This is a genomic window from Parasphingopyxis sp. CP4, from assembly GCF_013378055.1.
Lineage (GTDB): Bacteria > Pseudomonadota > Alphaproteobacteria > Sphingomonadales > Sphingomonadaceae > Parasphingopyxis.
Window position 1 is genome coordinate 150,999 of the sequence record NZ_CP051130.1, and the last position, 22,475, is coordinate 173,473.

Consider the following 22,475-nt stretch of genomic DNA (forward strand, 5'->3'; position numbering starts at 1 on the left):
ATAAAGAGCAGTATGAGCGTTTTTACAGGTCTTGGTGCCAGGATTGGCTCCTTATTGAATAGTGAGGGCCGTGGCCCTTGGGGTGGTCGCGGAAGCGGCGGATCGGGCGGAAATGGCTCGGGTGGTGGCGGCGACGATGGCCCCCAGAACCCGTGGTCCCAACCGCCTCGCAAACGTCCTTCGGGCGGTCAGGGCGGGCCGACTGCGCTCGATGATCTGCTGAAGCGCGGCAAGTCCCAATGGGGCGGCGGCAGCGGTGGACGCGGGCCTGACCTGCCGACATTAGGCGGCCGACCGATCTGGTTCTGGGCGATTATCCTGTTGGTTTTCCTGTGGATTTTCTTCACTTCCTTCCATCTTGTCGGGCCACAAGAACGTGGCGTGCTGACCCGCTTTGGCAATTATGTCGGCACTTATCAGCCAGGTCCGAACTTCTCCTTCCCGGCGCCGATTGATCGGGTGCAGATAATCGATGTCGATAATATCCGTACGATCGATATCGGCGGCAGCGGGGCAGATACCGAAAACCGCGTGCTGACCGGCGATCAGAATCTTGTCGACCTGGCCTATCAAATTCGCTGGAACATCAAGGAGCCGCAAAACTTCCTGTTCCAGATCGTCAATCCCGAAGAAACGATTCGCGAAGTTGCCGAGAGCGCCATGCGCGCGGTTATTGCGCGCGTCACCTTGGATGATGCGATTGGTGCTGGTCGTGGTGAGATCGAACAACGCGTCCAGATTTTGATGCAGGATTTGCTGGATGGCTATGGCGCGGGCGTACTCGTCCAGGGTGTCGCCATTGAAGAAGCCGATCCGCCGGCCGCGGTGGAAGAAAGCTTCCGCCGGGTGTCCGCCGCGCAGCAGACGGCCCAGACCTATCTCAACAATGCGCGCGCTTATGCGCAGCAGTTGACGGCCCGGGCTCAGGGTGAATCGGCGGCCTTTACGCGGGTCTATGAAGAATATCGGTTGGCGCCGGAGGTTACGCGCCGCCGCATGTATTATGAGACGATGGAGCGGGTCTTGGCCGAAGTCGATATCACCATTGTCGAGGCCGAGGGGGTCACCCCCTATCTGCCTCTCCCTGAAGTGCAGCGCCGGGTTCGCCAACAGGCAACGCCTGCGCCAGAAGCGGGAGCCGGCCAATGAGTGTTGCAGGTCGTATCGCGCGTAATCCGATCGCCTATGCCGTTCTCGGTGTGATCATCATCGTCACGGCGCTCAGTTCCTTCTCGATCGTTCCGGAAACCCGCCAGGCGGTTGTCGTCTATCTTGGTGAGCCGGTGCGGATCGTGAACCGCTATGAGCCGGGCGTGCCGTTCGGCTCGGGCAGTGCCGGGCTGATGGCGCATATTCCCTTTGCCGAGCAGGTCGTCTGGATTGATCGCCGGATCCAGAATGTCGAGATGGAGCGCCAGCAGGTGCTCTCGACCGATCAGCTGCGGCTGCAGGTTGATGCCTTTGCCCGCTATCGCATCGTCGATCCGCTACAGATGTATATTTCGGCGCGGACCGAAGACCGGGTCAGCGAAGCGCTGCGCCCGATCCTTGCCTCATCGTTGAGGAACGAGCTGGGCCGGCGGCCATTTGCCGCGCTGCTGAGCCCGGAACGCGGCCAGGTGATGGAAAATATCCGTGAGAGCTTGAACCTGGCGGCCCGCCAATATGGCGCGGAAATCGTCGATGTGCGGATCAAGCGTGCTGACCTTCCCGAAGGCCAGCCGCTGGAATCGGCCTATCGCCGGATGCGGTCAGCCCGTGAGCAGGAAGCGCTGACGATCGAGGCCCAGGGTGCAAAACAAGCCCAGATCATCCGTGCAGAGGCCGATGCAGAGGCCGCACGGACCTATGCCGAGGCCTTTGGCGCGGATCCCGATTTCTATGATTTCTATCGCGCAATGGAGTCCTATCGAGCCACATTCGGCATCGATCGGCCCTCCAGCCCGGATGATGGGGAAGCTGCGATCGTCATGTCGCCGGACAACGAATATCTGCGTCAATTCCGTGGACAGCGGTGACGTTTCGACGAACGGCATTCAAGCCCCCTATGTTCAATATGTGTTAAGGCGCTATTCCGCAGCTAACAGACAGGTGTCGTAAAACGGATACAGCGAAGAGATTGGAGAATCATGGCCGTGCGTTACGCTTATGCGATTACAGGAATTTTGCTGGCTGGAGGCACTGCGGCGACGCTCGTGCTGCAACAGCCGGTCGGTGCCCAGGTCGCTCAAAATGCCCCGACCAGCATGCCGCAGGCCAGCGCGCCGGGCAGTTTTGCCGATCTGGCGGAACGATTGGCCCCGGCCGTCGTCAACATTTCCACCACGCAAACAATCGAAGTGCAGCGCCGCAATCCGTTTGCTGGCAGCCCATTCGACGATTTCTTCCGTCAATTTGGCGGTCAGCGTGGTCAGAATGATGAGCCGATCACCCGCGAAGCAAGTTCGCTCGGATCCGGTTTTATCATTTCAGCTGACGGTTATGTCGTCACTAACAATCATGTGATTTCTGCGCGTGGCCGCAATGGCCGCCCCGGAACCGAGGCGGTGGATACGATCACCGTGATCCTGTCGGACCGTACGGAATATGAAGCCCGTATCGTCGGTCGCGATCCCTCATCCGATCTCGCAGTGCTTAAGATCGATGGGGACAATCTGCCCTTTGTTGAGTTTGGCGATTCCGATGACCTGCGAGTTGGCGATTGGGTGCTGGCGATCGGCAATCCCTTTGGCTTGGGCGGCACAGTGACCGCCGGTATCGTCTCGGCCATGCAGCGGACGATCGGCCAGGGCGGCGCCTATGACCGCTATATTCAGACCGATGCCTCGATCAACCAGGGTAATTCTGGTGGGCCGATGTTCGATCTGCAAGGCAATGTAGTGGGTATCAACAGCGCGATTTTCTCGCCGACCGGCGGCAATGTCGGGATCGGTTTTGCCATCCCGGCATCCGAAGCCCGCTCGATCGTTGAAACATTGCAGCGCGGTGAGCGCGTGCAACGCGGTTATCTGGGTGTCAGCATCCAGCCGATGAACGATGCGATTGCTGAATCGCTCGGACTGCCTGCAAATCGCGGTGAGATAGTTGCCCGTGTCGAGCCCGGCGAAGCCGCCGAGCGCGCGGGTATCCGTCAGGGCGATGTGATCGTGAAGGTCAATAATCGCGAAGTCACGCCGGACGAGACATTATCCTATATTGTGGCCAATCTCCCGGTTGGCTCGCGCGTTCCGATCGAGCTGATCCGGGATGGCGAACGGATGAACGTCACCGCGACAATGGGTGAACGTCCAACCGATGAAGAGCTGATCCGCCGAGCACAGGAAGGCCAGGAGGAAGAAGAAGTCCTTGAAGAGCCGACCAAGGAAGACCCTGGTAGCGACGAATCCGAAGCCACAATGGAAGCGATCGGCATTGGCTTCCAGACGCTGACCCCGCAAATTGCGCGCCAGGTTGGCGTGTCGAGCCGTGTCCGCGGTCTTGTCGTTAATCAGGTCGATCCATCGAGCGATGCAGCCCAACAGGGCATTCGCCGGGGTGATATAGTCTTGTCGATCAATCGGACCGCCACACTCGAACCATCGGATGCGGTTCGGGTGATCCAGTCAGCGCAACGTGCCGGTCGCGGCTCGGTGCTGTTGCTGCGCCAACGTGGTAATTCGACGCCGCTCTATGTCGGTGTAGACTTTATCGAATAGGAATTTCAGCTCCGTTGCCTGGCGGCGGCGGAGCGGTTTTCTCTCAGACTCCATGCTTGCATCGCTCGGTCCGGTGACTATCGTCGCCGCGACTTGAGGGGACCTATCAATGGACGAAACAGCAGGCATTTTTCTTGGCAAGGGCGGCGGAGAACACCAGTTTCTCAATCTCGCCCTGGCGAACCGACACGGGCTGATCGCGGGTGCGACCGGCACCGGCAAGACGGTCACCGTCCAAAATCTCGCCGAGAGCTTTTCGCGCGTTGGCGTTCCGGTGTTTGTCGCCGATGTAAAAGGCGATCTTTCCGGCGTAGCCATGCCCGGCACCGAGAGCTTCAAGCATCATGACAAGCTGATCGAACGAGCCGAGGAGATCGGTCTCGAAGACTATAGCTATGCGGATAGCCCGACTATTTTTTGGGACCTGTATGGCAAAAAGGGGCATCCGATCCGCACGACGATCAGCGAGATGGGGCCGCTTCTCCTCGGCCGCCTCATGGATCTCACTGATGCCCAGCAAGGCGTTCTCGAGATTGCGTTCCGCTATGCGGATGACGAGGGGATGTTGCTGCTCGATCTGGAAGATTTGCAAGCAATGATGGTCGCGACATCGGAAAACGCGAAAGACCTCTCAGCACGCTATGGCAATGTCTCTCGGCAAAGTGTCGGCGCGATTCAACGCAAATTGCTCCAGCTCGACAACCAGGGCGCAGCCGAATTTTTTGGCGAACCGGCGCTCGATATCGACGATTTCTTCCGCACTGACGATCAGGGCCGCGGTTTCGTGAGCATCCTGATGTCTGAACGGCTGATGCAGAGCCCCAAGCTCTACGCCACCTTCCTGCTCTGGCTGATGAGCGAATTGTTCGAATCACTCCCGGAAGTCGGCGATCCCGATAAGCCCAAGCTCGTCTTCTTCTTCGATGAGGCGCATTTGCTGTTCGACGATGCGCCCAAGGCGTTGCAGGACAAGATCGAACAAGTGGTTCGCCTGATTCGTTCAAAAGGCGTCGGCGTCTATTTCATCACCCAGAACCCGATCGATATCCCTGAGGAAGTGGGCGGGCAGCTCGGCAATCGCATCCAGCATGCGCTGCGCGCATTCACACCGCGCGACAAACGCGCGATCAAGGCGGCGGCTGACACGTTTCGGATTAATCCCGACCTCGATGTCGAGACCGCCATAACAGAGCTCAAAGTTGGTGAGGCGCTGGTTTCAACATTGATGGAAGACGGCGCGCCATCTCCCGTACAGCGCACATTGATACGGCCACCCTGTTCGCGCATGGGGCCGTTATCAACCGGCGAACGGGCAGCGATCATTGCAGCTTCGCCGATTGGCGATGTTTATGCGGAGCGGATCGATCGGGAATCCGCTGCAGAGATGCTCGAACAAAAGGCCCAGGACGCGACCGAAACCGCTGCTGAAGTGGCGGAAGAGGGCGAAGAATCGCAACGTCAGCGACCCCGCAAGTCCAAGGGGCTGGTCGAGCGGATGCGCGACGCGGCCTTCCGGTCGGGCATGTCTTCAGCAGGGCGTAAATTGGGGCGCACAATCACCGGACAATCGAGCCGTGCCAATCCAACGCGGACCGCGGCATCGGCCGCCGGCGGTGTCCTGAGCCGAGAAATTGCGGACAAGCTCGGGGTGCCGGGTGCATCCGGTTTCATTCGCGGGATTTTGGGTGGGCTGTTGCGCTAGGCGGAGCCGTTACGTGTCGGATTTTTCCGGCAGGAAAAGCGCTGCAATTTCCTCGGCAATACGTGCCGGACGCAGCGTTTCTGCGTCAATGCAGCACCAGCGTGATTTCACTTCGGCCAACACTTCTTCGCCGCGTTTGATCACGGTATCGTAGAATGCGCTCGCGCCCTGGACTTTCTCGACCACGACAGACGCAATCACTGTGTCGTCCAGAAATGCGGGTTTGCGATAGGTAATCTCGTGCTTGAGCGCGACCCAGAGATGCGCCGCAACCGCCTGGGGCGGAGCGATTTTCTGCCAATGGGCAAGAACCGCTTCCTGCACCCAGTTCAGATAATTCGCATTGTTCACATGGCCCATGAAATCGATGTCGCCGCTTTCAACGGCGATCGCATGGTCATGACGGGGGATCATCGTGTTGGTCACAGATTCGCTACTCGGTTACGCCTTTAATCCTCTTATAGCTTACAATAATGTCAGTAAAGCGACGATGACCTGAAACGGGCATCTGCCGTGCAGATGCTGCAACTCAGCGAATTTCATGCTAATAGAGACGAATAAGCCATCTTCGGGACGCATCTATTGGCCGGCGGTTCGCACCGTCCGGCTGGATCTATGGAGAAGGCCATGCCGCACAAATTTGTTGGATTGCGCGATGATGGGAAGCACACCCATCTCTATGACGCCGTTAACGGTGCGAAAGTTCGCGAAGTGCTTTGGGGCGATTGGCTAACGATTGACGGGCCGCCGAGCCAGGGCTGGCAGAAAGTTATCTGGTCACCGAACAGCCCAACCAATCGGCGGGAGCTGTTCATCCCGGAAGATCATCTCAGCGACGACCGCCCACTTGAGATTATTTTCCTTGATGTCGGGCAGGGCGATGGCGCGATCCTGATTACGCCGGAAACGGATCAGGACGAACGCGTAATGGTGATCGACGCCGGGATTGGCGACAATATGCATCGGTTCCTGCGCAAGCGGTTCGGAGGATATCGCAGTCTGCATTTCGACGCAGCGGTCCTCACCCATCCGGACGAGGATCATTATGGTGGGTTCAAACCGATCTTTGACGATTCCGGTTTCCGCTTCAAAAAACTCTACCATAACGGCCTGATCGAGCGTGCAGTGTCTGGCAGTTTCGAAAAGATCGGCGGGAAGGTGCGAGATGATGCGGCACGCCGCAGCTATGTCACCGATATTCGATCGGACCGGGCGAGCGTCGACGCGCTCTATCCGCCCGGCGCGCCTATCGACACATATGAGTTTCCACCGCTGATGCGATCTGCGCTGGCCATGCCGGGCCTGGACTTCGAGATGTTGTCGACCAGCCATGGCGTCGCAGACAATGGACGTCGCTATGTGCCCGGCTTTGCCCCAGCTGACGCCCATCCCTATCAGATTGAGATCCTTGCCCCGGTTTGCGAATTTGATGCCAATGGGGACACCCGATTACGGGTGCTGGGCAGCAGCTATGGCAAGACGAAGAATGGCCATTCGGTCATTCTCCAGCTGCAATATAAGGATTTCTCGGTGCTATTCGGCGGCGACCTAAACTCGCATGCCGAAAAATATCTGCTGATGCATTATGCGGGCATCGACGATTTTCCGGATACTGGCACACAGGATTATGAGGACATGATTGAGGATGCCGGCGCGCGCTGGCGCTCCGATATCATGAAAGTCTGCCATCATGGCGCGTCCGATGTGACTGACGCATTTCTGGAAACCGTAAATCCGGCTTGCTTCATAATCTCGTCTGGCGATGAGGAAGGGCATGTGCATCCGCGGCCCGATTTGCTGGGTCGGCTGGGGAGATTTGGGCGCGGCAAGGCGCCGGTTTTGCTGTCGACCGAGTTGCAGCGATCAAGCCGGGAACGCGAAGACGCCAAATTGATCGAACGGGTGAACCGGACCATTGCCAAAACCGGCAACGGCCTGACCGCGAACCAACAGGCGAAGCTGCGCGAAGATATCCGAAGTTTGGCCAAGGTAAATGTCGATGTGTATGGGGCGATTTATCTCAAATCGGACGGGGACCGGCTGATCACTGCGTTCAAGATCGAGCAACCTTCGCTGAAGAAGCGGTGGTTCTGGTTTGAGTATAAATTCGATTCGCGCGGTCGATTGAGCGTCGTCTGAGCCTAGTTCGCTTGGTGCAGACGGTGATTTTCGAAGTTTAACCGCTTGGGCAATTCGAACGCCGCGAATGGCTTTCCGCCAATATCAGTGAGCAGCGCATCGGCTTGCTCTTTAGCATCGCGGCTCAGTGATCGGTAAAAGTCGAGCGGACGTTGCAGCATCCAGAGCGAGAAGGTGGAGGCCATGCGCGCGCCCTCCACGCCTTCAATTTCATAGGGCGCCATACCGACGGCACGGGGGACATCTGCGCCAGGATTGTCGTTGACCCAGTCTGCATAGAGTTTCGCAACCACCTGAAGATGGGGGATATGTTCTCCCAATAACCGGCGCAGGACCGGGATCAGAGTTTCCGGGATTGCGTCATCAGGCAGGAATTCACCGCCCAACGGGTTTGGCGGATCGATCATCCGCTCGACCCAATTTGCCACATGGGGTGCGAGCCGCTTCATCAGCTTGCCGGATTCCGGATCGCGGTAGAGATGGGCATAGAGCGGACCGATCAGTCCGTAATCGCCAATCGATGGCCGCGTGCCGAACAGATAGTCGTGCGCGGCGAAATGCGCGTCGAGATCGGCGAGCAGAGCCTCATAGCTTTTCTCGATCGCGGGAATCGTTTGTTCGTTGATACCGAGCATCGGCACAAAGCCCTTGAAACGCTGGCCCATTTCCTTGCCCAGCGCATATTGTTCATCGGCCGTACCATCGGGTATCGCGCCTCGGCCGAACTCGCCGTAGATCCATTCCTCGTTGAAGTTCCAACGATAGTGCATGGCCGGAATGACCAGCCATTCATCGCCGAACAGTTCGAACAGCAAGGCTGCCAGTCTCTGTTTGGGCGTGTCGGGATAGATCGATGGGCCGCCGGCTTGGGCCTCATAGTGATCGATGATCACCGTCGTATCCTGGAGGATCGTGCCGTCGGCTTTCTGCATGACCGGGATCACGGGATAGCCGACAACGGCCATCATCACCTCCCGCATCACCTCGGGCGTCGGACGGTGTTCCTCATAGTCGATCTGCTTCCAGTCGAGATAGGCGCGGGCCTTGCCGGAGAATAAGGACGCCGGCGCGCCGTACAAAATGTCGGTCATGCTCAGCCTCTGCCGCGATAGGATGGAACGCCTTGATCAGGCAGCCACAGGCCCTCGGGCGGCGTGCCGGATTGCCAGAAGACGTCGATCGGGATTCCGCCGCGCGGGTACCAGTAACCGCCAATGCGCAGCCATTGCGGTTGCATCTCTTCGGTCAGCCGTCTGCCGATCCCGACAGTGCACCCTTCGTGGAATCCCGGCTGGTTACGAAAGCTTCCGAGAAACAGTTTGAGAGACTTGCTCTCAACAATCGTCTCGCCCGGCGCATAATCGATCACCAGATGCGCGAAATCGGGCTGGCCGGTAACCGGGCACAGGGTGGTGAATTCGGGGGCCGCGAACCGCACGAGATACAGCTCGCCGGGCCGCGGATTGGGGACATAGTCGAGCTCGGCTTCTTCAGGCGAAGCGGGGAGCGCGGATGTCTTTCCGAGATGCTTGGCGTCCATGTCGCTCGTCTAGTCGATTCGATGGTTGATGTCATTCCCGGCTTGCGGTTCACAGGTTATTCAGCTCTCACAGCGTTGGGCTGGTGAAATTCAACGCCGGAACAGGATAGGGTCGATACCGGTGCGAGAGGCAAGGACATTCGGGATCAGCATGCTGGTTGCCATTGCGGCGATCGCAACGCCTGCGCACGCCCAAGAGGCAGAGTATCCGCCAGCGCAGCAGCAACGTCCGCCCGTATTCGATCTGCAACCGGGGCCGGTCCGCGAAGAACCGCAGCCTGATGTGCAGGGCCCGCGCGCCCCGGGCCTTCCAGCGCCGCGCCTGATCGAGGATGAGGAACAGCAGCCGCCGCCGGTCCAGGCACAGCCTCAACCCCAGCCCCAAACAGCTGAGACCGACACAACCGCTGCGCCATCGACTTCCGAAACCGTTGCTGATCAAACGGCCGCATCCGTAGCATCGGCATCCGAAGCGCGCCGCGATTCGGCGCCGGCTGAAAACGAGACGCCGGAAGCGGCTATTCTCGACACTGTTCCGCCGCCGATAGCCGCGCCGACCATTGCGGTGCCCGACCCCGGCGCGGGTGCAGATATCCCAACAAGCGAGCCAACCGGCGCTGATGGCTTGCCCTGGTGGGTCTGGATCGGGCTCCTGCTCGCAATCGGCGCAGCCATCGCGGTTGTTCGCATGGCCGCGCGCAATCGTACCGTAGAGACCCCCAAGCTCGCTCCGGCTCCGGTGCCGCAGCCCAAGCCAGCGCCAGTCCCCGAACCCGAAGCGCCACCTGCGCCACCCGCGATTCCTGCGCCCAAACCGCTACCGACCCCACCGCGCGCCGCGCCACCAGCTGAACCTGATGTCGAAGACCGTCCGTCGCGCATCATCGTAGATTTTCAACCGACCAAGGCACGCCTCTCCACCGTTGGCCTGACTGTCAGCTATCGGCTTGATGTCCAGAATGTGAGTGACGAGGATCTGACCGAGATTGTTGTCCGGCTTGGTATACGCTGTACCGATGGCCAGCCGGGCCAACTGCAGATTAGTCCGGAACCGCCTTGTGTGGCCCTGGAGCGGCTAAAGCCGGGCGAGCGCCATGTGCAAACGGGCGTGATCCGGCTTGATCCCGAAGCCTATCGGCCCGTCCAATCCGACGGCAAGCCGATGATTGTGCCGGTAGTCGATATGCTGCCCAAATATCGTGACGGAGACGGAGAGCTTCACGAAATGCATGCTGAAATGCTTGTTGGCCGCGAACATCAGCCTCCTCAGCCGAAAATGCAGCCCTTTTGGTTGGAACGCGGTTTCGGCCAGTTCGAAAAGATTGGATGCAGGATGGTCAGCGTTACGCGGCTATAAGCCAGCTGCGCGCCATTTCCTGTGTGTGTAACGACGGATGTTATCCGCAATAGCGCACGAACCCGGCGAGAATCTCTCGACTAGGCGATTGGCCAAAGCTAATGGTCAGGGGACTCGACACTCAAGGCAGGAAAAGCGCTAATGGACATGCTCGTCTCGACTGAATGGCTCGCCGGAGAAATCGGCGCCAGCGATTTGCATATTATCGATGCGACTCAGTTTCTTCCGGATTCCGGGCGCGACGCCAAAGCCGAGCATGGCTTTGAACATATTCCTGGCGCCGTGTTCATGGATCTGGATGAAGTGCGCGATACATCGAACCCGATTCCCGGCATGCTTCCATCGGCCGAGAAATTTGCCAGCCGGATGCAGTCGCTGGGAATAGGCGATGGCAGCCGCATTGTGATTTATGACAATTCGCCACTGCACAGCGCTGCTCGCGCATGGTGGATGACAAAGGATGTTTTCGGTGCGCACAATGTTGCGATCCTCGATGGCGGCCTCGCCAAATGGAAAGCGGAAGGCAACAGCGTCGAACAAGGCAAGCAACAAGTCCGCCACCGGCACTTTACCCCGTTCCACGATGATAGCGCCGTGCGCAGCTTGGACGATATGAAGGCGCTTGTCGGGTCGAGCGATACCGAGATTGTCGATGCACGACCGGCTGAGCGCTTCGCTGGCTCCAGCCCGGAACCGCGTCCGGATATCGCTGCCGGCCATATTCCCGGATCGAAAAATGTCCCGCATTCAACTTTGTTCAATGATGACGGCACCTGGAAGCGTGGCGACGATCTGAGCGCGGCATTCGACGCAGCCGGAGTTGATCTTGAAAAGCCGATGGTCACCACCTGCGGCGGAGGTACGACCGCTGCGGTCTTGCTGTTCGGTGCGAAGCTTCTCGGCAAAACCGATGTCGCGCTTTATGATGGCAGCTGGGCCGAATGGGGCAGCCAGGCCGACACCGAAAAAGCGACGGGAGCCGCGTGAGCGGCGGAAATTCGGATAAAAAGCTGCCGACCCGGCTCGTAACCGGCGGTCGGCGGAAAGAGTGGACGGGCGCCGTCGTCAATCCGCCCGTCTGGCGCGCCAGCACGCATCTTTACGATACAGTCGCCGATCTTCGCGCCGGATTGAAGAATAACGAAGACGGCCGTTTCTTTTACGGCCGCCGCGGATCGCCTACGCAATGGGCCTTGTCGGAAGCGCTGACCGAGATGGAGCCTGGGGCACATGGTACCATGTTGTTCCCGTCCGGTGTCGCAGCCATTGCCTGTGCGTTGCTGTCGGTTCTTCGCCCTGGTGACGTGCTGCTGATGGCGGATAGCAGCTATGATCCGACGCGCTCCTACGCCAATGCTTTCCTCAAGCAATGGGGTGTCGAAACCCGCTATTATGATCCGATGATCGGGGCCGGGATCGCGGATCTGATCTGTGACAAGACGCGCGCTATCATGATGGAAAGTCCCGGCAGCCTGACATTCGAGGTACAGGACATCCCGGCTATATGCGCGGTGGCCAAGGAGCATGGCATTGTAACCTTGCTCGATAATACTTGGGCCGCTTCCTATTTCCTTCAGGCGATTGAGCTTGGCGTTGATATTTCGATCCTCGCCAGCACCAAATATATAGTCGGCCATTCCGACGTAATGATCGGTTCGGTCACCACGCATGAAAAATATTGGACGCGGCTCCGTCGCACGGCGCAGAGGCTGGGTCAGGTGGTCTCGCCCGACGATGCCTATCTGGCCCTGCGTGGCTTACGCACACTCGATGTACGCATGCGACAACACGAGGAAGGCGGCCTCGCTGTTGGGCGCTGGCTGGCCGAACAACCGCAGGTCGCCTCGGTGCTGCATCCGGCATTACCCGAGTGCCCGGGGCACGAGTATTGGCGACGCGATTTTTCAGGTACGGCCGGATTATTCTCTTTCGTGATGAATGGCGGTGATGAGGCGGCAATTGCCGCTCTGATCGACGATCTTGAGCTGTTTGGCATAGGCTATAGCTGGGGCGGATATGAGAGCCTGGCCCTGCCGGTAGACCCAGCGCCGGATCGGACGGCGACCAGCTGGCAGGCGGCTGGTCCGGTTATCCGACTCAATATTGGCCTGGAAGATCCCGATGACCTGATAGCCGACCTTGCGAAGGGCCTAGAAAGATACGAGAAGGCTGCATGCAAGAGATAATTGCACTTCTCACCAGTTGGGGCATCCCGCTACCGGATGATCTTAACTGGTTGGCCACGATGATCGGCTTTACCATTGTCGGCATCGGCATGGCGCTCGGCTGGATAATCAGTCGACTGTCAGGACGTCATCTGAAGGGATTTTGGGAACGCGTGGCCGGCGAACGCGCCGAAGGCCTGGCCGATCGGATAATCAAGATCATCTATCACGCATCGGTATCGATCGTGTTGGCCGTGGCATTCTTCGCCTATGATTGGTGGACCTATACCGACCTGATTATCGGCGCTGGCTGGGGCCTGTGTGCCGCATATATGATGTGGCATATCATTCGTGCGACTGGCTTTGCTCGCTGGATTGGTCTGGCTGCTGCGGTGTTCACTTTCGCCCTCATCCTGTCCAATGCCGTGGGCGGGCTGGAACGGGTTACGCTGGTCCTGGATCGCATTGGCGTCGACGTCGGCGATACGCGCATATCGCTGCTGGGCCTGCTGACGATCGCAATTACCGGGCTGATATTGTTCGCTATTGTTCGTATTGTCCGCCGGGTTGTCAGCCATTCGATCCAGCGGTCTTCGGCGCTCGATCCGGCGCAAAAGCTATTGGCGGACAAGCTGGCGATGATCGTGATCATCGTTGTCGCCTTCTTTGTCGGCATCGATATCCTCGGGATTGATCTGACGGCCCTGGCATTCTTCGGTGGCGCCTTTGGCCTCGCCATTGGCTTTGGCATGCAGAAGACGATCGGTAACCTGATTGCCGGTATCATTTTGCTGATGGATCGATCCATCAAACCAGGGGATGTGATTGCGGTTGGCGACAGTTTCGGCTGGGTCAACAAGATCGGAATTCGCGCCGTCTCGATCATCACGCGCGACGGCAAGGAACATTTGATTCCGAACGAAATCCTGATGACGGAAGAGGTGGAGAACTGGTCCTATTCCAGCCTTGAAGTCCGGGTTAATATTCCGATTGGCGTGTCCTATGGCGCTGATCTCGATCTGGCGCACAAGTTGATGCTGGAGGCGGCCACAGAGAGCAATCGCGTGCTCAACAATCCTTTGCCGCGCTGTTGGATTGTGGAATTCGGCGATTCATCGGTGAACTACGAACTGCGCATTTGGATCAAGGATCCTGAAGGTGGCGTCGGTAATGTGCGTGGCGATATCTATGTCCGCGTGTGGAACAAGTTCAAAGAGCATGACATCGAGATCCCGTTCCCGCAGCGCGATCTGCATATCAAGGATTGGCCGAGCGGTATGGCAGAGGCCGTCAAGGACGGTGCGAAAATCGAAGTGGCTGAACCGCCCGAACCTTCAGAAAATTAGATTCCGACGAATCGAGACAGCTGAATAATCTGGGAACGCAGATGGCTGGAAAGCTGTTCAGCTGCGGCGCCCGCATTATCGCCTTTTCCGATAAGTGCCTTTGCACCAATCGTAGCCGCGGCAATGGTTTCCTCGGCGGTGCGACCAAAACCGTGTTTGGCAATACCCGAACTCTGTTCATAGGCGCGTCGTAGGTCACTCTCTTCTGGAATTCTGATCGCCTGATCACGGCCAGGCGCAATTTGCTCAATGACACCCAGAACAGCGTAAAGCTGGGGGATGCGGTCCATATCTGTGGTCCGGTATGGCGTCTCGGCAAGGCGGCTATGTGCGGTCATTCCAAGTCCTGTCTGGGTGGTTGCCAGCCATCATTGCGCAAAGCCGCTAATATTTGCCTAACCCTATCGCAGCGCACCAATCATGTTGCACTGCAGCAACATAATCCTATCGATTCACAATTTTCGGTGAAATATCATTGTGTGCAGGTGCGAGAATATGCATCATTACATCACAACGCTTCATCGGTCCGGCCTGCGGGAATAGAGATTGGGGAGTGCGCAGGGACGAATAGGAACATATTCGAACTAACAAAGGACATACTATGCGCATCTCAATTCTCGGCCTGGCACTCGTTGCGAGTTCTGCACTGGCCACTCCTGCAATGGCGAATGAACTGGGGGGTGGGTTCAGCGTGTCCGGCAATGCTGCGCTCGTCACCGATTACCGCTTTCGCGGCGTTTCCTTCTCCGATGAAGATATCGCAATCCAGGGCGGTATCGATATCGAACATGATAGCGGATTTTATGTCGGCACCTGGGCCTCTTCGATCGAGGACAGCCCGGTATTCGGTCACACCGAGCTGGACATTTATGCGGGCTGGTCCGGTGAGATCACGTCGGGTCTTGAGCTTGACGTCGGCGTGCTCGCCTATCTCTATCCGAACGGCAATGTCGGCGATGCGGACTATATTGAGCCTTATGCATCGCTTTCCTATACGCTTGGACCGGCGGAAGTGACGACGGGCGTGGCCTGGGCACCGAGCCAGAATTCGATCGGCAATGATGACAATCTCTATATCTACACCGATGTCGGCATCGGCATTCCGGGTACGCCGATCTCGGTCGGTGGACATCTCGGCTATACTGACGGCAGCCTCTCGGTCGATCCGGATGGGGATTATTGGGATTGGGGCCTGAGCGCGGAAGCCGCTTTTGGTATCCTGTCAGTAGGCGTGGCCTATGTTTCGACGGCCGTCGATGGCCCGGGCACGGATGGTGCCGTGGTCGGTACGCTGGGTGTCAGCTTCTAGTCGCGGCCACCATTTTCTGAGTTACCGGATGGGCCGGCGTGGCAATCACTTGCTCCGTCGGCCCTTCTTCAATGATCTCGCCATGATGCATTACCGCAATCCGATGGCAAAGCTGTTTGGCAACAGCGAGATCGTGCGTAATGAATAACAAGGCCAGCTTTCGCTCCTTCTGCAGCGTCTCGAGCAAGGCGAGAATTTGTCCGGCAACCAGGACATCAAGCGCAGAGGCGGCCTCATCAAGCATCAGCATATCGGGCTCGGCAACCAGCGCGCGGGCGATTGCAACGCGCTGCGCCTGACCGCCTGAGAGCTGGCGGGGCAGGCGATCGGCAAAGTCTGTCGGCAGATCAACCTCTCGCAATGCCTGTTCGACGAGCGCGGTTCGATCGGCTGTCGCAAGGTCGGCGCGCAGATGGCGGAGTGGTTCGGCTACAATGTCCGAAACCCGCCATTGCGGATCGAGGCTCGCTGTCGGGTCCTGGAAGACGGGTTGAATGCGGCGGCGATGAGCCGGGGTCATCTGTTTGCGGTTGGGGAGCGCTTCGCCGCACCATTCGACATCGCCGCTATCGATCGGACCGAGCCGGGCGATTGCGCGGCCAAGCGTCGATTTGCCGGATCCTGACCCGCCGACCACGGCAAGCGCTTCGCCTGCCGCAATACGGAGTGACGCGCGGCGCACGGCGTCCACGCGGCCTTTGCGAAAGCCGGGGCGCGGGAAGGAGACGCTGATATCGCGCGCTTGTAGCAGCGTTTCGCCAGTGGTCGGAAGTGTAAGGGGCGGGTCGCTCAAGCGCGGTGTGGCGGCAACCAGTGCCTGGCCATATTCGCTCTGCGGTTTGGAGAGCAGGCCCAGCGCGGGGCCCGTCTCCTCTACCTGTCCGTCGCGCAGCATAACGACCCTGTCGGCGTGATCGCCGACCGCCGCCAGATCATGGCTTACCAGCAGCAGCGCCATATCCTCTTCGCGGCGTAGCCTGTCCAACAGCGCCATGATCTCGACGCGAAGCTCCGCATCCAACGCGCTCGTCGGCTCATCGGCAATCAGCAGCTTGGGGCGATGCGCGATCGCCATCGCAATCAAGGCCCGCTGCCGCTGCCCGCCCGAAAGCCTGTGCGGAAACTGGTCGAGACTTTCATCGGGATTTTCGATCCCAACCCGCTCCAGCGCCGCCACCATCGCGTCCTGCTCCGGCTTGGGTTGCCCACCCCGCTGCCACGCCTCGGCAAGCTGTGCTCCGATTGTCATATGCGGTGTCAGTGCGGTCAGCGGTTGCTGGAACACAAAGCCAACCGCCCGCCCTCTGATCCGGCGGAGATCATCAGACGCCGCGCCAATCAACTCAGTCCCGTCGAGCTGCGCTGACCCTTGAGCAACACCTGGCGAAAGCCCGAAAGGCGCGAGGCAGGTCTGGCTTTTGCCCGAACCCGACGCACCCACGAGCGCGACGCATTCGCCACTGGCGACTGTAAAGCTGACGTCATTTACGACTGGCGTGCCGCCAATTGCGACATGCAGATTGCTGACCGCGTAACGGGTCATTGCGAGAGCCTGTCGCGCAGCCGTTCGCCGGCAATCGTCAGGCAGACGATGATCAAAACCAGCATACCGCCCGGAATGAGAAGAGCATGCGGCTGCAGGTCCATATCGTCTGCCCCTTCCTTCACCAATATGCCAAGCGAGGTCAGAGGTTCCTGCACACCAAGACCAAGGAAAGAGAGAAAGCTCTCAACCATTACAACCTGGGGAACTGTCAGCAGCAAATAGGCAAGTGCGACGCCGGCAACATTGGGCAAGATATGGCCACTCAATATGCGCGAGGCAGGAGCGCCTGCAGCTTCTGCCGCAGTCACGAACGACCTTTGTTTCAGGGCAATAACCTGGCCGCGCACCACCCGCGCCATGGTCAACCATTCGACCGCACCGATGCCGACAAAGACCAGAATGATCGATCGCCCGAATACGACCATCAACAAGATGACGACGAACATAAAGGGGAGGGCATAAAGGCCGTCCACGATCCGCATCATGATTTCGTCGGTCCGGCCACCGATCCAGCCCGCGACCGCGCCCCAGGCGGTTCCGATGACCAGCGCGACAGCCGCCGCCGCCAATGCCACGGCCAGTGTCACGCGCGTGCCCATCAATGTGCGTGCGAGCAAGTCTCGCCCGACGGTGTCCGTGCCGAACAGGTGGCCGGGTTCAAATAGGGGCGCGCGAACTGCATCCCAATCGATCGCGCTGTGGCTCCAAGGTAGAAGTGGAGGCACAATCAGGGCCATTAGCGCGATAACGCCAACAATCGCTAGACAGATGCGCGAGGCACTCATTCAGCGCGCATCCTGGGGTCGAGCCAGCCATAGATCAGATCGGCGACAAGATTGAAGAGGATGATCAGCCCCGCATAAAGCGTCACCACACCCAGAACGAGCGGATAGTCGCGATTGAGGGCACCCTGAACGAAATAGCGACCAAGGCCGGGAAGCGCGAAGACCGTCTCGATGATCACCGCGCCGGTTAGCAAACCAGCAGCGGCTGGCCCCAGATAACTGGCCACGGGAACCAGAGCGGGACGCAGCGCATGACGCCGGATCACCGTGCGTTCAGACAGACCCCGCGCCCGCGCGGTGCGCACATGATCCTCATTCAATGCCTTGGCGAGTCCGGCCCGCGTCAGCTTGGCGATGGCCCCGGCAAAAGGCAGGGCCAATGCGATCACCGGCAGGACCAGATAGCTTGGGTTGCCGGGTTCCCAGCCGGAAACCGGAAGCCAGCCCAAGCCCAGGGCAAAGATCAACACGAATAGCGGTCCGGTCACAAAAACGGGTAAGGCCGTTAGCAGCGTCGCAAGGCCCATGATCGCCTCGTCTTGCCACCGCCCGGCGCGAACCGCTGCCCATAGCCCACCGCCAATGCCAAGGACGCAGGCGAGGATCAGGGCCAGACCACCGATCGTCAGCGATACCGGCAAGCCCTGGGCAATCAGTTCGCTGACGGTGAAGTCGCGATAGACCAGGCTCGGCCCGAAATCGCCCTGGAGGAGGCGGCCGATGTACAGAGCGATCTGTTCGCCGAGCGGCAGATCCAGGCCATAAGCCGCATCCAGCGCAGCGCGGGTATCTTCGTCTAATGCCCGTTCGCCATCAAAGGGACCGCCGGGGGCGAGCCGCATCAATATGAAAGACAGGATAACGACGCCGAGCAAGGTCGGTATCGCAGTGAGCAGGCGGCGGACCAATAATGCCCGCATCCGATGTCACCTATTGCGGGGTGGAAACCGTTGCTTCGGGGGCATCGCCTTCCGGCGCGTTCAGGATATCGCGGGTCGTTGACCCATAATCGACAGCCTGGGTTTCCGGATCACCAACATTGCTGCGAATACCGGGACGGGCCGATTCCGGATCGGCTTGGTTGACCAAGGCAGCTTCCGCAGCACTGCGCGGCGCTGGTCCGCCGAACATGGCCTGCAGCGCTTGGGTGCTCGAATCGGCACCGCGAGCGGCTGGTTCACCGGGGCGCGGCGGTGTGAGTGCGAAATCAGGCGGGATCACAAGCGGTGCAGACCGTGACACGAGAAACTCGTCCGGCCGGTCCCGGCTACCGCTAAAAAGGCTGCACGCCGATAGGCTTGCGCCCATCACAACCAGGCTCGTCGCTACCATTACTTTACGCATTACTCTGTCTCCGCCGGTTCAGGCTTGTCGCGTAGCAGAAAAGCCCGCAACACCAAAATCACAACCCCAATGGTAATCGACGCGTCCGCGACATTGAAGACCAAAAAGGGTTGAAAGTCGCCAAAATGTAAATCGATGAAATCCGCGACATAGCCGTAGCGGATCCGATCGGTGAGGTTGCCGATCGCGCCGCCCAGCACCATGCCGAGCGCCAACACGTCTCCGCCGCGCTTTTCGCGCCATATCCAGATCGCCACACCGATTGAAATTGCGCCAGTTAGCGCAACCAACAGCCAACGCTGCGTATCCGATGAGGCCGTTAGCATGCCAAGTGATACGCCGCGATTCTCTACCCAGGTAAAATTGAGGATCGACAAAAGTTCGATTTGCCCGCGCTGAGGCAGTTGCAGCAGCGTGATGATCCAATATTTCGAGATCTGGTCGACGACGAAAATCGTCGCCGCGAGAATATAGCCGAAAAATTGCGGCCGACGGGAAGTGGAATCAGCGCTCATTCGGCCACCATTTGGTTGACACTAGTTGACACTGGTCGGGAGTCGCGCAGCTCAGGCATTGATCGCCTCGGCACAGCGTCCGCACAGTGCACCATCCTCTTCCACATCGGGAAGCAGGCGCCAGCACCGGCCGCATTTGTGATGCTCGGTCTTGTTGATCTCGACCGCATCGCCATCATAGCGCGTGTCGGCAACGATGCAGATTTCGGTAAAGTCCTCGGCATCCATCTCATCCAGTTTCGGCATCGTCACTTCGGCTTCAAGGCTCGACCGGATTACCTTCTCGCGGCGCAGCGGCTCGATGGCTTCGGTCACTTGCTCGCGAGCTGCGCGGATCTTTGCCCATTTTTCGCCGAGCGCTTCATCGCGCCAGCTTGCGTCGATCTCCGGCCATTCTTCCAGATGGATTGACCCGGCATCGGGATAGCGGGTCTTCCAAACTTCCTCGCTGGTGAAGCACAGGATCGGCGATGCATAGCGAACCAAAGCGTGGAAAAGTGTATCAAGAACAGTGCGATAGGCCTGTCTCTTCGCAGACCCTGATGGCAGAGATTCTCCAACATCACAATATAAACAATCCTTGCGGATATCGAAGAAGAAGGCCGACATGTCCTCATTGGCAAAGTCTGTGAGCGCGCGGACATAGCGGGTGAAGGAATAGTCATTCACCGCGTCTCTGAGTGATGCGTCGAGCTCAGCCAGCAGATGCAGCACATAGCGTTCGAGTTCTGGCAGATCGGCCGTCGCCACCTGTTCAGCCTCGGCGTCATAGTCGGACAGGCCGCCGAGCATGTAGCGGAAGCTGTTGCGCAGCTTGCGATACATATCGGTGACGCCCTTGATGATCTCATCGCCGATCCGATGGTCTTCTGTATAATCGACCGTCGCCGCCCAGAGGCGCAGGATATCCGCACCATTCACATTGATGATCTTTTGCGGGTCGAGCGTGTTGCCGATGCTCTTCGACATTTTCAGGCCCTTGGCATCCAGCGTCATGCCGTGCGTGAGCACTTCCTTGTACGGCGCGCGGCCGCGCGTTCCGCAGCTTTCCAGCAGGCTCGACTGGAACCATCCGCGATGCTGGTCGGAACCTTCGAGATAGAGATTGGCCGGCGAATCAATGTCCGGCCAATTGTCGCTCTCCAGGACAAAGGCATGGGTCGATCCGCTGTCGAACCAGACGTCGAGGATATCCGTGACGATCTCATAATCATCAAGGCTGTATGCATTGCCGAGCAGCGCCTGATGATCCGCTGCGAACCAGGCATCTGCCCCGCCTTCGCGCACGGCTGCAACGATCCGCGCATTGACCTCGGGATCGTTCAGATAATTGCCTTGCTTGTCGACATAGACAGTGATCGGAACACCCCAGGCGCGTTGGCGCGAGAGGACCCAGTCTGGCCGTCCCTCAACCATCGAGCGCAACCGGCGATGGCCGCGGCGCGGGATGAAGCGTGTTGAATCTATCTCTTCGAGCGCGGTGTCGCGTAGCGTTTTACCGCTCTCTAGCGCCTCATCCATGCGTACAAACCATTGCGGCGTGCAGCGATAGATGACTTTGGCCTTGGATCGCCAGCTATGCGGATAGCTATGGGCGAAATCGTCGGACGCGGAGAGCAGGGCGCCTGCTTCGCGCAAGTCCGAACAGATCGGGCCTTCCGAGGAATTGAAGCGCTTGTTGATGACATTGCCCGCGCGTTCGTCGCCGCGTGGCAGCCAGAGCCAGTCCTCGCGATAGACACCATCATCGTCGACAGCGAATACCGGATCGATGCCATGCTCCTTACAGGCAAAGAAATCCTCTTCGCCATGATCGGGCGCCATATGGACAAGGCCGCTACCAGCATCGGTTGTGACGTGATCGGCCGCGATAAACGGGCGGGGATTCGCGAAGAAACCGCCGAGATGATGCATCGGGTGGCGGGCGATGGTGCCGGCGAGGTCGGAACCCTTGAACGTTTTGAGCGTGCGGTCTTTTTGCCAGCCGTGACCCAGTCTAGCCTCGACCTGATCTAAGAGCTCCAATGCGACAACTAGTCTGAACTCGCTATCGGCTCCAAAAAAGTGAACACCCTCATCACCTGGTGTTGCAAGGCCTGTGTTTGCGAATTCGACCGCCACATATTCAACATCCTCACCAAAGGCGATCGCCTGGTTGACCGGGATCGTCCACGGCGTTGTCGTCCAGATGACGGCATGGGCGCAAACCAGTTCCTCGATCGGACTCTCGGTGATCTCGAACGCAACATCGATCTGGGTCGACTGGATATCGGCATATTCGACTTCGGCTTCGGCGAGCGCGGTCTTTTCGACCGGGCTCCACATCACCGGCTTTGCGCCGCGATAGAGCTGGCCGCTTTCGGCGAATTTGAGGAACTCCTCGACGATCACCGCTTCGGCGTCGAAGTCCATTGTCAGATAGGGTTTGTCCCATTCGCCCATCACACCGAGGCGCTTGAATTCCTCGCGCTGCACATCGACCCAATTGGCTGCATAGTCGCGGCATTCGGCACGGAATTCGGCGGCCGGAACTTCATCCTTGTTCCGCTTCTTCTTGCGATATTGTTCCTCGATCTTCCATTCGATCGGCAGGCCATGGCAATCCCAGCCCGGCACATAAGGCGCATCCTTGCCGAGCAGCGATTGGCTGCGCACGACAAGGTCCTTGAGGATCTTGTTCAACGAATGCCCGATATGGATATTGCCGTTCGCATAGGGCGGGCCATCATGGAGGATGAACTTTTCGCGGCCCCTGCGAGTTTCCCGCAGTTTTCCATAGAGATCCTGCTCTTCCCAGGACGCAAGGATGCCGGGCTCTTTATTGGCGAGCCCCGCCTTCATTGGGAAGTCGGTCTTCGGCAGGAAAACCGTGTCTTTATAGTCGGGCTTTTCGGACATTTGGGGCGATGTAAGGGGGAAGGGCCGGGGCGTCTAGCGGTTTTCGCCCCCGGATGCTGTGGTCGACCATTTCATCTCGTCACCCTGAACTTGTTTCAGGGTCCACTTTTCAGGCTGTGACCGCGTTGCGGCTG

20 protein-coding genes are annotated in these 22,475 nt (G+C 58.9%); 10 read left to right on the top strand and 10 right to left on the bottom strand.

Annotated features, from left to right (window positions below):
• Window positions 1–12: 12 nt before the first annotated feature.
• The 4 genes from hflK (at window position 13) to HFP51_RS00735 (ending at window position 5,397) form a co-directional block, all read left to right on the top strand.
• A complete protein-coding gene (hflK, locus tag HFP51_RS00720; protein ID WP_176873858.1) occupies window positions 13–1,149 on the top strand; it encodes a protease modulator HflK in 1,137 nt (378 codons plus the stop codon).
• Complete coding sequence (gene hflC, locus HFP51_RS00725; protein ID WP_176873859.1) at window positions 1,146–2,018, top strand: protease modulator HflC; 873 nt, start codon at window positions 1,146–1,148, stop codon at window positions 2,016–2,018. Before hflK ends, hflC begins: the two co-directional genes overlap by 4 nt.
• A gap of 117 nt (window positions 2,019–2,135) precedes the next feature.
• Window positions 2,136–3,695 carry a Do family serine endopeptidase gene (locus HFP51_RS00730; RefSeq protein ID WP_176876467.1) on the top strand — a complete coding sequence of 520 codons (1,560 nt, stop codon included), beginning with the start codon at window positions 2,136–2,138 and terminating at the stop codon, window positions 3,693–3,695.
• Window positions 3,696–3,804: 109 nt separating this feature from the next.
• Entirely contained in the window at window positions 3,805–5,397 is a 1,593-nt protein-coding gene (locus HFP51_RS00735) for a helicase HerA-like domain-containing protein (RefSeq protein ID WP_176873860.1), read from the top strand.
• Between the two features lie 9 nt (window positions 5,398–5,406).
• Here HFP51_RS00735 and HFP51_RS00740 read toward each other — a convergent pair whose 3' ends face one another.
• Complete coding sequence (locus HFP51_RS00740) at window positions 5,407–5,811, bottom strand: thioesterase family protein (protein ID WP_176873861.1); 405 nt, start codon at window positions 5,809–5,811, stop codon at window positions 5,407–5,409.
• A 213-nt stretch (window positions 5,812–6,024) separates the two neighbouring features.
• Here HFP51_RS00740 and HFP51_RS00745 point away from each other — a divergent pair, with 213 nt between their 5' ends.
• Window positions 6,025–7,536 (top strand): ComEC/Rec2 family competence protein, encoded by a 1,512-nt coding sequence (locus tag HFP51_RS00745; protein ID WP_176873862.1) that lies wholly within the window; start codon window positions 6,025–6,027, stop codon window positions 7,534–7,536.
• Window positions 7,537–7,538: 2 nt separating this feature from the next.
• On the opposite strand, the gene HFP51_RS00750 is transcribed toward HFP51_RS00745, so the two are convergent.
• Both HFP51_RS00750 and queF read right to left on the bottom strand, forming a co-directional pair.
• Window positions 7,539–8,627 (bottom strand): glutathione S-transferase family protein, encoded by a 1,089-nt coding sequence (locus HFP51_RS00750; RefSeq protein ID WP_176873863.1) that lies wholly within the window; start codon window positions 8,625–8,627, stop codon window positions 7,539–7,541.
• A gap of 2 nt (window positions 8,628–8,629) precedes the next feature.
• Entirely contained in the window at window positions 8,630–9,076 is a 447-nt protein-coding gene (queF, locus tag HFP51_RS00755) for a preQ(1) synthase (protein ID WP_176873864.1), read from the bottom strand.
• 151 nt (window positions 9,077–9,227) lie between these two features.
• Here queF and HFP51_RS00760 point away from each other — a divergent pair, with 151 nt between their 5' ends.
• From HFP51_RS00760 to HFP51_RS00775, 4 genes are all read left to right on the top strand, one after another.
• The gene (locus HFP51_RS00760; protein ID WP_176873865.1) at window positions 9,228–10,433 is read left to right on the top strand and encodes a hypothetical protein; all 1,206 of its coding nucleotides are present in this window, start codon (window positions 9,228–9,230) and stop codon (window positions 10,431–10,433) included.
• Window positions 10,434–10,574: 141 nt separating this feature from the next.
• Entirely contained in the window at window positions 10,575–11,420 is an 846-nt protein-coding gene (sseA, locus tag HFP51_RS00765) for a 3-mercaptopyruvate sulfurtransferase (RefSeq protein ID WP_176873866.1), read from the top strand.
• Window positions 11,375–12,619, top strand: a complete 1,245-nt coding sequence (gene metC / locus HFP51_RS00770; protein WP_176873867.1) for a cystathionine beta-lyase — start codon at window positions 11,375–11,377, stop codon at window positions 12,617–12,619. The genes sseA and metC overlap by 46 nt, the downstream gene beginning before the upstream one ends.
• Window positions 12,607–13,944, top strand: a complete 1,338-nt coding sequence (locus HFP51_RS00775) for a mechanosensitive ion channel family protein (RefSeq protein ID WP_255454734.1) — start codon at window positions 12,607–12,609, stop codon at window positions 13,942–13,944. Before metC ends, HFP51_RS00775 begins: the two co-directional genes overlap by 13 nt.
• On the opposite strand, the gene HFP51_RS00780 is transcribed toward HFP51_RS00775, so the two are convergent.
• Window positions 13,941–14,282 (bottom strand): hypothetical protein, encoded by a 342-nt coding sequence (locus tag HFP51_RS00780; RefSeq protein WP_176873868.1) that lies wholly within the window; start codon window positions 14,280–14,282, stop codon window positions 13,941–13,943. The two genes, HFP51_RS00775 and HFP51_RS00780, sit on opposite strands and share 4 nt — an antisense overlap.
• A gap of 263 nt (window positions 14,283–14,545) precedes the next feature.
• On the opposite strand from HFP51_RS00780, the gene HFP51_RS00785 reads away from it, so the two are divergent.
• Complete coding sequence (locus tag HFP51_RS00785; protein WP_176873869.1) at window positions 14,546–15,253, top strand: TorF family putative porin; 708 nt, start codon at window positions 14,546–14,548, stop codon at window positions 15,251–15,253.
• Here HFP51_RS00785 and nikE read toward each other — a convergent pair.
• The 6 genes from nikE to ileS are packed head-to-tail and all read right to left on the bottom strand — an operon-like array spanning window position 15,243 to window position 22,341.
• Window positions 15,243–16,796, bottom strand: coding sequence for an ABC transporter ATP-binding protein (gene nikE / locus HFP51_RS00790; protein WP_176873870.1), 1,554 nt, complete (start codon window positions 16,794–16,796; stop codon window positions 15,243–15,245). The two genes, HFP51_RS00785 and nikE, sit on opposite strands and share 11 nt — an antisense overlap.
• Entirely contained in the window at window positions 16,793–17,584 is a 792-nt protein-coding gene (locus HFP51_RS00795; RefSeq protein WP_176873871.1) for an ABC transporter permease, read from the bottom strand. The genes nikE and HFP51_RS00795 overlap by 4 nt, the downstream gene beginning before the upstream one ends.
• Window positions 17,581–18,504 carry an ABC transporter permease gene (locus HFP51_RS00800; RefSeq protein WP_176873872.1) on the bottom strand — a complete coding sequence of 308 codons (924 nt, stop codon included), beginning with the start codon at window positions 18,502–18,504 and terminating at the stop codon, window positions 17,581–17,583. Before HFP51_RS00800 ends, HFP51_RS00795 begins: the two co-directional genes overlap by 4 nt.
• 10 nt (window positions 18,505–18,514) lie before the next feature.
• Entirely contained in the window at window positions 18,515–18,928 is a 414-nt protein-coding gene (locus tag HFP51_RS00805; protein ID WP_176873873.1) for a DUF3035 domain-containing protein, read from the bottom strand.
• The gene (gene lspA / locus HFP51_RS00810) at window positions 18,928–19,443 is read right to left on the bottom strand and encodes a signal peptidase II (protein ID WP_176873874.1); all 516 of its coding nucleotides are present in this window, start codon (window positions 19,441–19,443) and stop codon (window positions 18,928–18,930) included. Before lspA ends, HFP51_RS00805 begins: the two co-directional genes overlap by 1 nt.
• A gap of 51 nt (window positions 19,444–19,494) precedes the next feature.
• Window positions 19,495–22,341, bottom strand: coding sequence for an isoleucine--tRNA ligase (gene ileS / locus HFP51_RS00815; protein WP_176873875.1), 2,847 nt, complete (start codon window positions 22,339–22,341; stop codon window positions 19,495–19,497).
• Window positions 22,342–22,475: the final 134 nt, after the last annotated feature.